We start from the raw sequence: 14,231 nt of genomic DNA on the forward strand, positions 1-14,231 counted from the left end.
GCAGACCTTGCCCTTACCTCCACCGCCTCTACCTGCGGCGCCCATAACGGCAAGTTGGAAGTAGCAGGCGTGACCGGCGGCACGGCTCCCTACAGCTACTCCATCAACGGCACCAATTTCCAAAGCAGCACCACATTCAGCGGTGTATTGGCGGGAGAATATACGGTAACGGTGAAGGACGCCAACGGCTGTAGCATCAGCAAAAAAGTGACGGTGGGTGATCAGGCTGGTCCCACAAACCTAACAGCTGGCTTAACGTCATCCACCTGCGGGGCCAGCAACGGCGAACTTGCCTTGACTGCCGTAACCGGGGGCACTGCGCCATATGCCTACAGCATCGACGGGGTGAACTTCCAGGCGGGGGCCACTTTCACGGCACTGCCGGCGGGAAACCACACCCTTATAGTGAAAGACGCTAACGGCTGTACCTTCGGCAAGACCTTTACCATCACCAACATCGCCGGCCCGACGGCGGCCACCGCTTCCTCGCTGCCTGCCACCTGCGCCGACAACGACGGCAGTATCACGGCAGGGACAGTGACCGGCGGAACGGCTCCTTATCTCTATAGCATCGACGGGTCAGATTTCAAGGCGGAGAAAGCGTTCGGCGGCCTGGCCTCCGGCGCCTACACCCTCACCGTGAAGGACGCCAACGGCTGCACGGTCACCACACCAGTGGCGGTCAGCAAAAACATCCCGACAGCCTTTACCTCCACTACTACCTCCTCCACCTGCGGCGCCAGCAATGGGCAGTTGACGATTACGGGCGTAACCGGCGGGTCATCTCCATATGCATTCAGCATCGACGGAACCAGCTTCCGCTCTTCCGCTACCTTCACGACCCTCTCGGCAGGAACCTACCAGGTACGTGTGAAAGACGCCAACGGCTGTGTCTACACCGGAAGCGTGCAGATAAGTAACATCGCGGGCCCGGCGTTTACAACAACGGCACAGGCAACCACCTGTGGCGGTACCAACGGCAGCATCAGCATCAGCAATGTTTCAGGCGGCACGGCCCCCTATACCTACAGCAAGGACGGCACGAGCTTCCAGGCCTCCACAACCTTCAACGGGCTTGTGGCAGGCGGCTACACCATCATCACCAAAGACGCCAACGGCTGTATCAGCTCTAACTTGGTGGAAGTACAGGACATTGCCGGTCCAGCTACGGTTGAGCTGACAGCTACGGCGACCACCTGCGGCAATAGCAACGGAAGCATAACGGTAGGCGCGGTAACCGGTGGAAAGGCCCCTTATATATATAGCATCGACGGATCAGCTACTTTCCAGAGTACGACTACTTTTGCTTCTGTCGCGGCGGGCAAACACGCCATCACGGTGAAGGACGCCAACGGATGTACCCTGATCAGAGAGGTGTCGGTGGAGGACATCGCCGGCCCTGCGGATCTTATGCTAAGCAGCACAGCCTCTACCTGCGGCGCAAGTAACGGAAAACTGGAAGTTAGCGGCGTAGACGGCGGAACGGCACCCTACATGTTCAGCCTGAACGGCGCACCTTTCCAGTCTGCCACCGCCTTTGCGAACCTGGCAGCCGGGCAGTATGCCGTTACTGTCAGAGATGCCAGCGGGTGTACGTTTGTAAAAAATATCACGCTCTCCAACATGGCCGGACCAACGGCAGTAGCTGTTACTTCGCTGCCTGCCACCTGCGCCGACAACGACGGCAGTATCACGGCAGGGACAGTAACCGGTGGAACCGCTCCTTATCTATATAGCATCGACGGATCTAACTTTAAACCGGCCACCCTGTTTGGAGCACTGGCCTCCGGCAGCTACACGCTCACGGCAAAGGATGCCAACGGCTGTACCGTCACCAGAGCCGTGACAGTGGGCAGGAACACCCCGACAGCCTTTGCCTCCACTACTACCTCCTCCACCTGCGGTGCCAGCAACGGCGAACTCACCATCACCGGCGTGACCGGCGGAAAGGCCCCTTATCTATATAGCATTGACGGCACGACGTTCCAGAGCGCCCCTACCTTTGCGGCCCTGACTGCCGGCAGCCACACCATCACCGTGAAAGACGCCAACGGCTGTACGGTTGCAGGTCAGGTGCAGGTAAACGACAGAGGCGGCCCGACCAACCTGGCGGCAACTGCAACCGCCACTACCTGCGGCAACCCCAACGGGGGCATCACCATCGCTTCTGTGACCGGTGGATCCGCGCCTTATATATACGCGCTGGATGGTGCCAACTTCCAGGCAGCGGCGAATTTTACTGCGCTGGCAGCGGGCACTTACCAGGTTAGTGTGAAAGATGTCAACGGCTGTGTATACACCGAGGAACTGGTCGTGACGGACCTCGCAGCGCCAACCTTTACGGCCACCCCACAGGCCGCTACCTGCGGAAACCCCAACGGAAGCATCGCGATCTCAGACATTTCAGGCGGCACGGCTCCTTTCCAGTTCAGCCGCGACGGCGTGACCTTCCAGGCGGCAACCACTTTCAGCGGACTGGCAGCGGGTGCCTATACCATCACAGCGAAAGACGCCAACGGCTGCCTGCGCACGGTGGCTGTTGCGCTGGAGAACATCGCCGGCCCGACAGACTTTACACTGGCCACAACCGCCTCCACCTGCGGCGCCAGCAACGGCAGCATTGTAGCGAGTGGCGTGACAGGCGGTACGGCTCCTTATACCTATTCCATCAACGGCGCCAGCTTCCAAAGCGCTGCTGCCTTCGAAGCCATACGGGCAGGAGAATACACGGTAACGGTGAAGGACGCCAACGGCTGTCGCATCAGCAAGAAGATAGTGGTAGATAACGTAGCCGGACCAGCTGACCTTGCCGCCAGTTTAACGCCTACTACCTGCGGCGCCAGCAACGGCGCCTTAACGGTAAGCGCTGTAACGGGCGGAACGGCACCTTACCGCTACAGCAGGGATGGCGTGAACTTCCAATCCTCTGAAACGTTCAGCGCCCTGGTAGCCGGGTCCTATGCCATCACCGTGAAAGACGCCAACGGCTGTACATTCGTGAAGACTTTCACACTGTCGGATATAGCGGGTCCTGCGGCCATCGCTTCCAGCACCCGGGCCGCCACCTGCGCCGACAACGACGGCAGCATCAGCATCAGCGGCGTGACTGGCGGAACGGCTCCTTACCTCTATGCCATCAACGGAAACACGTACCAGCCAGCGGCCACTTTCCCGGCACTGGCTTCCGGCACCTACACCCTCACCGTGAAAGACGCGAATGGCTGTACGGCAAGCAAGGAGGTTGCAGTAGCGAAAAACGTAACGACCAGCTTTGCCAGCACTACTGTTTCCTCTACCTGTGGCAACAACAACGGGCAGTTCACGATAAGCAGCATAAAAGGCGGCACCGCCCCCTACACCTACAGCATCGGCGGCGGCACGTATCAGACCAGTGCTACTTTCACAGCGCTCGCTGCCGGGGTATATAGGGTAAGCGTAAAGGATGCCAACGGCTGCGTGTTCATGGATGAAGTGCAATTGAACGATGCCTCCGGCCCGGGCTTTACGGCTACGGCACAGGCATCGACCTGCGGCAGCCCCAACGGCCAGGTAACGGTGAGTGCGGTAACTGGCGGCACGGCTCCTTTTACATATAGTGTGGATGGAGGAGCCTTCCAGACCACCACCACCTTCGGCAACCTGACCGCCGGAACGCACTACATCACCACCAGAGACGCCAACGGCTGCAGCACGTTAAAGGCTGTGGACGTGGGAGACATTGCGGGACCAGGCTATATAGGCATCCAAACAGTTTCCTCTACCTGCGGCAACAGCACCGGCCAGATCAATATCAGCGGCGTAACAGACGGCACGGCTCCTTACAGTTACTCCATTAACGGCACCGGCTTCCAGGGTGCGGCTACGTTTGCTGCGCTGGCAGCGGGGGAATATACCGTTACCGTGAAAGACGCCAACGGCTGTACCTTCGCCCGGAAAGCGGTAGTGGAGAACATCAACGGACCAACAGGGTTTACCGCCAGCACCATCGCCTCCGTCTGCGGTAATGCGAACGGAGAACTGACAGTTGGTGAGGTAACCGGTGGAGTTTCGCCCTATACCTACAGCAAAAACGGCACGACGTTCCAGTCCTCCACCAACTTCACAGGACTGGCGGCAGGAAACCATGCCATCACGGTAAAAGACGCCAACGGCTGTACCTTCATCAAGGCTTTCACCATCACCAACATCGCCGGGCCTGTCGCCGTGGCGGCCTCCGCGCTGCCGGCCACCTGCGCCAACAACGACGGCACGGTCGCCGCCGGAACAGTGACCGGCGGCACGGCCCCTTATCTCTATAGCATCGACGGGTCAAGTTTCAAGGCAGAGAAAGTGTTCAGCGGCCTGGCCTCCGGCGCCTACACCCTGACGGCAAAGGACGCCAACGGCTGTACCGTCACCACACCAGTGGCGGTCGGCAAAAAAATCCCTACTGCCTTTACCGCCACTTCCACCGCCTCTACCTGCGGCACTAGCAACGGCGCCCTCACCATCACCGGCGTGACCGGCGGAACCGCTCCCTATATATATAGCTTAGACGGATCTGCCTTCCAACAATCCACCACCTTCGCTGCCCTGGCTGCCGGAAGCCACACCATCACCGTGAAAGACGCCAACGGCTGCACCTACGCCAAGCAGGTGCAGGTCGGCAACATTGCCGGGCCGGCTGATCTAACGGCCGCCGCGAGATCATCCACCTGCGGCGAGCGCAACGGGCAGCTCACCGTCTCGGCTGTGACGGGCGGCACCGCTCCCTACGCCTACGCCCTCGACGGCGGGACCTTCCAGCCCGGGGCTGTATTCTCAGCGCTGGCCGCGGGTGATTATACCGTCACGGTCAAAGACGCCAACGGCTGCGTGTATACCGAGCAGGCAACGGTGACGGACATCGCCGGGCCGGCCTTCGCCGCCACGGCAAAATCGTCCACCTGCGGCAACAGCAACGGAAGCATAACGGTCGGCGCAGTAACCGGCGGCACGGCTCCCTTCTCCTACAGCAGGGACGGCGTGACCTTCCAGTCCTCCACTACCTTCAGTGGGTTGGCGGCAGGCACCTATACCCTCACCGTAAAGGATGCGAACGGTTGCCTTTCTACAAGGCCGGTGACCCTGTATGATCTTGCCGGACCGACAGACCTTGCCCTTACCTCCACCGCCTCTACCTGCGGCGCCAATAACGGCAAGTTGGAAGTAGCAGGCGTGACCGGCGGCACGGCTCCCTACAGCTACTCCATCAACGGCACCAATTTCCAAAGCAGCACCACATTCAGCGGTGTATTGGCGGGAGAATATACGGTAACGGTGAAGGACACCAACGGCTGTAGCATCAGCAAAAAAGTGACAGTGGGTGATCAGGCTGGTCCTTCTGACCTGGCTGCAACGTCTAAGCCTACGACCTGCGGGGCCAGCAACGGCGAACTTGCCTTGACTGCCGTCACCGGGGGCACTGCGCCATATGCCTACAGTATTGACGGGGTGAACTTCCAAGCGGAGGCCACCTTCACGGCACTGCCTGCCGGGCAGCACGCTGTAACGGTGAAAGACGCCAACGGCTGTACCTTCGGCAGGACTTTCACCATCACCAACATCGCCGGCCCGACGGCGGCCACCGCTTCCTCGCTGCCTGCCACCTGCGCCGACAACGACGGCAGTATCACGGCAGGGACAGTGACCGGCGGAACGGCCCCCTATCTATACAGCATCGACGGGTCAGATTTCAAGGCGGAGAAAGCGTTCGGCGGCCTGGCCTCCGGCACCTACACCCTCACCGTGAAGGACGCCAACGGCTGCACCGTCACCAGAGCCGTGACAGTGGGCAGGAACATCCCGACAGCCTTTACCTCCACTACTACCTCCTCCACCTGCGGCGCCAGCAACGGCGAACTCACCATCACCGGCGTATCCGGCGGAAAGGCCCCTTATCTATATAGCATCGACGGCACGGCGTTCCAGAGCGGCGCTACTTTCATGGCCCTGACTGCCGGCAGCCACACCATCACCGTAAAAGACGCGAATGGCTGTACGTTTGAGGGCCAGGTGCAGGTAAACGACAGGCCCGCGCCTTCTGGCCTGGTGGCTTCAATCAAAGCATCCACCTGCGGCGACAGCAACGGAGAGATCAGCATTACCTCTGTTCAGAACGGAACGGCACCTTACCTATATGCCTTGGATGGCACCAACTTCCAGGCGGCGGCTACTTTCGCTGCGCTGGCAGCCGGGGAATACCAGGTAAGCATAAAAGACGCCAGCGGTTGTGTGTATGCGGAGAAGGTGCAGGTGGAGAACGCCTCCGGCCCAACGTTCACGGCTGCGCCGCAGCCTTCTGCCTGCGGCAGCCCCAACGGCACCATCACGATCAGCAATGTAACCGGTGGGGCCGCGCCCTATACCTACAGCAAAGACGGCGCGGGCTACCAGGCTTCCGCCACGTTCAGCAACCTTGCCGCGGGCATATATAACGTCTCTACCAAAGATGCCAACGGCTGTCTGCGCACGGTGGCTGTGGTGGTTGAGAACATCACGGGGCCGACTGCCTTTGAGGTGGCCTCTGCTGCTGCTACCTGCGGTGCTGGTAACGGAAGCATCACCTTCGGCAGCGTAACGGGCGGCACGGCTCCTTACAGCTACGCCATCAACAGCACCGCTTTCCAGAGCACACCAGCCTTCGAAGCAGTGGCGGCCGGCACCTACACCGCAACGGTGAAAGACGCCAGGGGCTGTATTGTCACGCAAGAAGTAGTGATCGGAAACATCGCCGGTATATCGGATTTCAGAACGTCCGTGGCCCCCTCCGCCTGCAGCGCCAACACCGGCAGTATAACAGTGAACGCGGTAAACGGCGGAACGGCACCCTATGCCTACTCGCTGGATGGTGTGAAGTACCAGGCTTCGGCCACCTTCACGGCACTCGCACCCCAGGCACACACCGTATATGTGAAAGACGCCAACAACTGCAGCACATCCGCCACGGTTACCATCGGCACCAACGCACCGACCGACGCGACACTCACAGCCACGCAGGCCGGTTGTGCCGCTAGCAACGGCACGATCACGGTGGCAACCGTAACGGGCGGAACGCAGCCATATGCCTATAGCATTGATGGCCAGGCATTCCAGGCAGCGGCCAAGTTCGAAAACCTGGCTGTTGGCAGCTATACCGTTACCATCCGGGATGCGGCAGGCTGCACGCTCACACGCACCGCAGCAGTGGGAAGCACGGGAGGCGCAAGGTCCTTTACCGTCACCGCCACCGATGCCGGCTGCGGCGCGGCGAACGGGCGCCTCACGATCAGCAACGTGAGCGGGGGCAGGAGCCCTTACAGCTTCGCTGTGAACGGTACCACTTTCCAGGCAACAGCATCGTTTGCCAGCCTTGCCGCCGGCACTTACCAGGTGTCTGTAAAAGATGCGGAGGGATGTATTGCCACGCAGGTGGCGACTGTAAGAGGCGCTGAGCCACTGGCAAACCTGCAGGTGAGCGTAAGGCCAGCGGGCTGTGGCCAGAGCAGCGGCCAGGTGCTCGTGGAGAACGTGACAGGCGGCACCGCCCCTTATGCCTACTCCCTGAACGGCACCAACTTCTCCGCCTCCGCCACCTTCACCGGGGTGGCGCCGGGCAAGTACACGCTTACGGTAAAAGACGCCGGCAACTGCAGCATTACGGCGCAGGTGGTGGTGGAAACCGTGAGCAGCACACTGGCCCGCGTGCAGGACGAGAGTTGCTTCGGAGCAGCCGACGGCGAGATCGCCATCGCGGCGACCGGCGTGACTGACCAGACAGCGTACAGCATCGACAACGGGGTAAGCTTTCAGCAGAAGGCGGTGTTCTCCAACCTGCCGCAGGGCGTTTACCAGGTAATCACCCGCTTCTCCCCTACCTGCTCCGTCACCATCGGGAAAGTGGAAGTGAAAGGACCTTCGGAGATCCGCGCCACGGTAACGCCGCTCACCAAATCCATCGGGCAGCAGAACGGAGGCAGTGCCTCCATCACCAAAGTGGAAGGCGGCGTGAAACCTTACGCTTACCAACTGGACAACGGCAGCTTCACCACCGCAACAGAGCTCAGCAACCTGAGCGGCGGCACGCACACACTGGTGGTGAAAGACGCCAATGGCTGTACCACCGAGGTCACCTTCACCATCGATGCCATCACAGAAATCGAGATCCCGAACGGGTTCACGCCAAACGGCGACGGGCTCAACGACAGGTGGGCGATCAAAAACCTGGCGCTCCTCTACCCTAACTGCAGGGTGGCCGTGTACAACCGCTGGGGCAGCCCGGTGTTCGAATCGACGGGCTACAGCAGGGAGTGGGATGGCACCTTCAACGGTAAGCGGCTGCCGGACGGCACCTACTACTGCATTATTGAGCTGGGCGATGGCCAGGCCTCTATGAAAAAGTCTGTCACCATCATGCGATAACCCCATTACGCTTTGATTTTTACTGTTATGAAAAAATTCAGCATACTTCTTTTGTTTTCGCTGCTGGCCTCGGTTACGGTTGCCCAGCAGAAGGCCCTGTACAGCCAGTACATGACCAATTATTACCTGCTTAACCCGGCCGTGGCGGGCTACGGCAAAAACCTGAACGTGAAGGCCGGTTACCGCAACCAGTGGGTGGGTTTTGAGGATGCGCCCGCCACTTTCTACGTAAGCGGAGAGGCCGCCCTGTTCCAGAACGGGCGGCGGCGCAACCGCAGAAATCAGCCTTACCACGGGGCAGGCGGCTATATATACAAAGACGTCACCGGGCCGACCAGCCGCACCGGCGTGCTGCTTTCCTATGCGTACCATGTGCCGCTCAACCGGACCATGTACCTTTCCTCGGGGGTGTTTGCGGGGGTGCAGCAGTTCGTTTTCAGCGCCGATAAGATTCACCTGGCGGACGGCTCCAACGAGCGCGACCCGGTCACCAGCGGCGGCAACCAAACGTCCTTCATGCCGGATCTGAGCGTGGGCACTTACCTCCATTCCGATCAGTTCTTTGCGGGCGTGTCGCTTTTCCAGGTACTGGGGAACAAGATCTTTGAGTTTGATGATTCGAAAGACGCCAGCCGCCTGGCCCGGCACCTGTTCGTGTCCGGCGGCTACAACTTCGATATAAACCGGAACATCACGGTAGTGCCTTCGGTGCTGCTGAAATACGTGAGTCCCGCCCCGCTGCAGGCAGACCTCAACGTGAAGGGAGTATATAACTTCAGCAAAAGCCGCCGCAGGTCAGACTATGCCGACAAGGTGTGGGTGGGCGCATCCTACCGCACCCAGGATGCCCTGGTGGCCCTCTGCGGCTTCCAGTTCATGGAGCAGTACGAACTGGGCTACTCCTACGATATCACGGTGTCTCCGCTGCGGCACCACAGCTCCGGCTCCCACGAAATCACGATCGGCTTCCGTGTGAAGTAGGAACGCAACCCGGAAGGAAGGCAGACGGGCAGGGAAGGGGACAGTTTTTTCAGCGACCTCCAGGACATTGGTTTTGGGGGTCGCTTTTTTATATATAACCTACAGTATAGCCGCGCCAGGCAGCATAGAAAGCGCAAGCGTACAACGCAGGATTTTGGAGGATAGCTTTTTGGATCAAGATGCTCCCTGCGTCTCGTTGCCTTCGGAAGCGGGGGTTAGCTGATGTTTTCCACAGGTCAAAACATTTATATATAATCTGGTTATATATAAATGTTTACTCCGGCTCACTATATTAGCGGCTTCCGGACCGCCTGCGCAAGTTGTAGGCTGCCGCTACAACAGCCAGGCTATATAGCCCGTTACACTTAGTACCAACCTATATAAATGAAGCACGATACCATCACCCCCACGCCACCCGGCGCTCTTTCCCTTTTGTTGATCCTGCTGCTGGCCCTGAGCGGCTGCGCCCGGCTCCCGCTGGCAGACGTGCAGTATATATATGACCCCAGCATCAACTTCAGGAAGTTCCGGACATTTTCCTGGTACAAGGCCGAGGTGCCGACACCTTTGGCAGGCGGCGCCGGGCCACAGTTCACCACGCTGGTCGATGACCGGGTGAAGGGCGCTGTGGCGAGTGAGCTCGTGAAACAGGGGCTGAACCTGGTGGTGGACGAAGCACCTGACCTGCTGGTGGCCTATGACATTGCCGTGGATACCGCCCAGCTCGTGGCGCAGGATAATAACCTGCCTCCGGGCTACGGCTACGCCTACTGGTACGGGTACCGCTACCGCTACAGCTATGCCGGCGTGGCCAACTACCGAAGCATTGAGCGGCACGACATCGGCACCCTCGTCATTGACCTCATCGACCCCGACACAAACCAGCTCATCTGGCGCGGCTGGGTCGACTCCGACATTAACCCTACGGCTTTGGATGACTCCTATATAGCCGTGGTGGTGGCCAACATCATGTCACAATTCCCGCCTACGCCGGATATTACGCGGTAATCATTTCGCATTTCGTATACCGTTCCCCGTTATTCGGATGGGCCTGAACAAAGAGGAGAGCGGCGGCGGATAGATGGTTCCGCTGCCGCTCCCCTCTTTATATAGAAGCTCTTACAAATTATAGCTCACCCGGATGCCGCCGTAGAAGTTCCGGTCGGTGGCGGGCTGGAAGAAGCGGCCGCCAAAGGCGTTCAGGTCGTTGCCGAGGCTGTATTTCTCGTCCGTCAGGTTCTCTGCCCCCCCGAAGATATCCAGCGCGAGGCGGCTCCCCAACTGCCGCTTGTACCCCGCGCGCGCGCCTACTATGAAATAGGCATCCGAATACACCGTGTTCTCGTCATTCAGCGGAATCTCATCCACGTAGTTTGCCGTGGTATATAGATAAAAGCCCGGTTTGGTGAGCACATCCAGGCCGGCGGTGGCAGCGTGCGGCGCTACGCCTGTGAGTTCGTTGCCTGACAGTACCGTCTCGTCCCGCTGGTACTCCCTGAACCGGAAGTGGTTGTAGGTGTAGCTTCCCCACACCCGCAGCTGGCTCAGCGCAAGCCGGGCATCGTCGATGATGGTATACCCGAGCATGGTCTCAATGCCTTTCTGCGAGGTAGAGCCCACGTTCCGGAACACTGCCACACTGGATATATCCTGCCGGCTCACGATGGTTTCGCTGAGGCGGAAGTAGAAGCCGACCACATCAAACGAGAGGCGGCTGTTTAAGGCAAACCCACGGACACCGGCTTCATAGTTCACTCCTTTCTCCGCTTCCAGGTCCTGGTTCAGGCTGCCTTCCGAGGTCAGGATCTCCTCTTCGGTGGGAGGCGAAAAGCCGGAGCTCACGCTGGCGTGCACGGACACCTCATTGGTGATACGCTTGAGCAGGGCCACGCGCGGAGACAGCACCGCCTCAAAATCCCGGATATAGGTATAGGGCTCCCCGCTCGTGGCCTGCGCCAGCCGCGTAATGTCATACTGCGTGTCGTTCAGGCTCAGGGCGACGGTGGCGATGATGTCGGCGGGCAACTCGAGTTCGGCCTGCGCAAACGCGAAGCCTATTTTGGAGATTACCTCATCGTCGGAGCGGAGCGAGTCAGGGCTGCCGCCCCGGTTGCCGTAGGTGCGGGCCACCTCCAGGCCGCGCTGAAACTCGCCGCCAAAGGTGTAGGTGGCAGCGATGCGACCGATGTGTCCTTCCTTTACAAAGCTGGTGCGGCCGCCAAACTCCTGGTAGGCGTTGCGCTCGTAGTCGGTGTTAAACGGGTGGTCCTGGTAACGGTGCGACCCATATATGGAAGTGGTGTTCTGCCAGCTATCGCTGAACCGGTACTCCTGCCTCACGCCCACATTCATTGCCTCGTGGTTCATGGAGGCATTCTGGGCCACGCTCCCGAACATGCCGCCACGCGCCTGGCGCGGATTCTCGTCGTACTGCTCGCGTGTAAGGCCGCCCGGAAGCTCGTAATACAGGTTCGAGTAGAGGATATTGGCGGCAACGGTCTGCTTATCGGATATATAAAACTCCGGGGAGATCAGGAGCACGTGGCGGTCCATGGCGGTTTGCTCGCGGTAGCCGTCGTACTGCTGGCGGCTGTACTGCACCAGCAGGTTGCTTTTCTCGGATCCTGAGCTGGCGGTGGCCGTGTAGCGCCGCAGGCCATACGACCCGAACGTGGCGCCCGCCTGCAACTGGCTCGTGCCCGCCTCGGCCCGCCTCGGCTCCAGCAGGATGGTGCCGCCCGTTCCGGCGCCATATACGCTGGCGGTGGGGCCTTTCAGAATCTCAACCTGGCCGAAGTTGGCCGCATCCAGGAGGTTAAGCTGCGTCACGCCGGTGGCCTCGGTCAGCGGGATGCCGTTGTAGTACAGCTTCACGTTGCGGATACCATAGGGCGAGCGCAGCGAACTGCCGCGGATGGAGATGCGGTAGCTGGCGGGCGCGCGTTCCTCCATCCGCACGCCCGGCACCGTGTTTACGGCCCGCACCAGCGAACTCTCGTCGAACCGCTCCAGCATCTCCCGATCCACTACACTCACTGCCCCGGCCGTTTCCAGCAGAGGCCGGTTGGTTTCGTACCCCGTGATCACCACCTCCTGCAGGCTGGCGCCCGTAGGCTGCAGCAGCACCCGCAGTTCCTGCGCCGGTTCGGGGACCACGAGGCTTTGGGTGCGGTAGCCAAGGTAGCTGAACGTGAGCCGCCGCGCCGCTTCCGGCACTGACAGGCTAAAGTTCCCCAGTTCGTTGCTGATGGCTTGCCCGCCACTGCTGGCCGTCACGGTTACGCCCTCCAAAGGCAGTTCGCTCTGGGCATCCAACACCCGCCCGCTGACAAGCCGCTGGGCGATGAGGGCCTGTGGCAGCGCAAGCATCAGGAAAAAGAGCGTAAGGGTATAGAAAGGTATGGGGAATTTCATTTGTACATTTTAAAATCATCTTTCCAAACGCGGGAAGCCGCGCAGAGTTGGTGTGAGGAGGCATCAATTTTCAAAGACTTTCACCTGCCACCACCCCGTAACAATTAAACCGGCTTTGGGTTATAGGTTCATATCGCTACAGGGCTTCTTGTCCTGAGCATCTTTTTTGAACCTTAAATATAGCTATGAAAACGCAAAGTATCTTGTTAAGCATGAGCCTGGCACTGGCCTTCTCGGCTGCCACGGCACAAAACAGCGGCAAACCCATTACCGCCTCCATCGAAGGCCACATCTACAAACCCGCCAAAGTGCCTGCCTCCGACGAGCGGGTGAAGCAACTGAAAGTACCTGCCGGCTTCACCATCACCAAATTTGCCGAAAACCTAAACAAGCCGCGCATCCTGGCCACAGGCGCAGACGGCACGATCTATGCCACCGACCGCGACAAAGGCACCGTCACGATGCTGCGCGACACGAACAACGACGGCAAGGCAGACCAGCAGCAGGTGGTGGCCGCCAAAGAGAAAATGCACGGCATCGCCCTCCACAACGGGAAAGCTTACCTGATGGCCGTTAACGAGGTATACACCGCCGACATCAGGAGCGACGGAACGCTGGGTGAGCTGAAGATGATCGCGAAAGATTTCCCGGATGGCGGCCAGCACGCCAACCGGACCCTCAGGTTCGGGCCGGACGGGCTGCTTTATATATCGGTTGGCAGCACCTGTAACGCCTGCGAAGAAACGAGCAAAGAGAGCGCCACGCTGGTGCAGATGAAACCCGACGGCTCCGGGCGGCGCGTTTTCGCCAGGGGCCTGCGCAACACGATCGGCTTTGCGTGGCATCCGCAGACGAAAGTGCTTTACGGCTTCGACCACGGCATTGACTGGCTGGGCGACACGACGCAGAAAGAGGAACTCAACAAAATCGAGGACGGCGGGGATTATGGCTGGCCCTATGTATATGAGGACGGGAAAGCGAACCTGGCCGATGAGCCGCCCAAAGGCATGACCTGGGAAGAATATGCCAAAAAGACGAAATTCCCGGAGCTGACATATGATGCGCACGCCGCTCCCATGGACCTGCACTTTTACAACGGCTCTCAGTTTCCGAAGGAATATACAGGGGATGCTTTTGTGGCGCTGCACGGCTCCTGGAACCGCAGCGAACCCGCCGGGTATAAAGTGGTGCGCGTGCGTTTCGAGAACGGGGAGCCGAGATCCATGGAAGACTTTGTGACCGGTTTCCTGGTGAACGGTAACAAGGAAGTGTTCGGGCGCGTGGTGGGCCTGGCGCAGCACAAAGACGGCTCGCTGCTGGTATCCGACGACGAGAACGGCGTTATATACCGCGTAACCTACAAAAAGTAAAGCGCATTCTCACAACCTATATATAAACAGCCTATGCGCCTGTTGCCC

The 14,231-nt window shown here is 59.6% G+C and carries 5 protein-coding genes; 4 read left to right on the forward strand and 1 reads right to left on the reverse strand.

Annotated features, from left to right (window positions below; genetic code table 11):
- The 3 genes from ABD920_RS23980 to ABD920_RS23990 all read left to right on the forward strand — a co-directional run.
- Nucleotides 1–8,418 (forward strand): T9SS type B sorting domain-containing protein (locus tag ABD920_RS23980; protein ID WP_345163337.1); only part of this gene is annotated, 8,418 nt, incomplete at its 5' end.
- Nucleotides 8,419–8,445: 27 nt separating this feature from the next.
- The gene (locus tag ABD920_RS23985; RefSeq protein ID WP_345163340.1) at nt 8,446–9,399 is read left to right on the forward strand and encodes a PorP/SprF family type IX secretion system membrane protein; all 954 of its coding nucleotides are present in this window, start codon (nt 8,446–8,448) and stop codon (nt 9,397–9,399) included.
- Between the two features lie 384 nt (nt 9,400–9,783).
- Complete coding sequence (locus ABD920_RS23990; protein WP_345163344.1) at nt 9,784–10,407, forward strand: DUF4136 domain-containing protein; 624 nt, start codon at nt 9,784–9,786, stop codon at nt 10,405–10,407.
- A gap of 111 nt (nt 10,408–10,518) precedes the next feature.
- Here ABD920_RS23990 and ABD920_RS23995 read toward each other — a convergent pair whose 3' ends face one another.
- Nucleotides 10,519–12,813: a TonB-dependent receptor domain-containing protein gene (locus ABD920_RS23995; protein WP_345163347.1), complete on the reverse strand. Its 2,295-nt coding sequence runs from the start codon at nt 12,811–12,813 to the stop codon at nt 10,519–10,521.
- A gap of 185 nt (nt 12,814–12,998) precedes the next feature.
- Between ABD920_RS23995 and ABD920_RS24000 the strand changes: the two genes are divergently transcribed.
- The gene (locus ABD920_RS24000) at nt 12,999–14,183 is read left to right on the forward strand and encodes a PQQ-dependent sugar dehydrogenase (protein ID WP_345163350.1); all 1,185 of its coding nucleotides are present in this window, start codon (nt 12,999–13,001) and stop codon (nt 14,181–14,183) included.
- Nucleotides 14,184–14,231: the final 48 nt, after the last annotated feature.

This window comes from Pontibacter saemangeumensis (assembly GCF_039541895.1).
Classification (GTDB): domain Bacteria; phylum Bacteroidota; class Bacteroidia; order Cytophagales; family Hymenobacteraceae; genus Pontibacter; species Pontibacter saemangeumensis.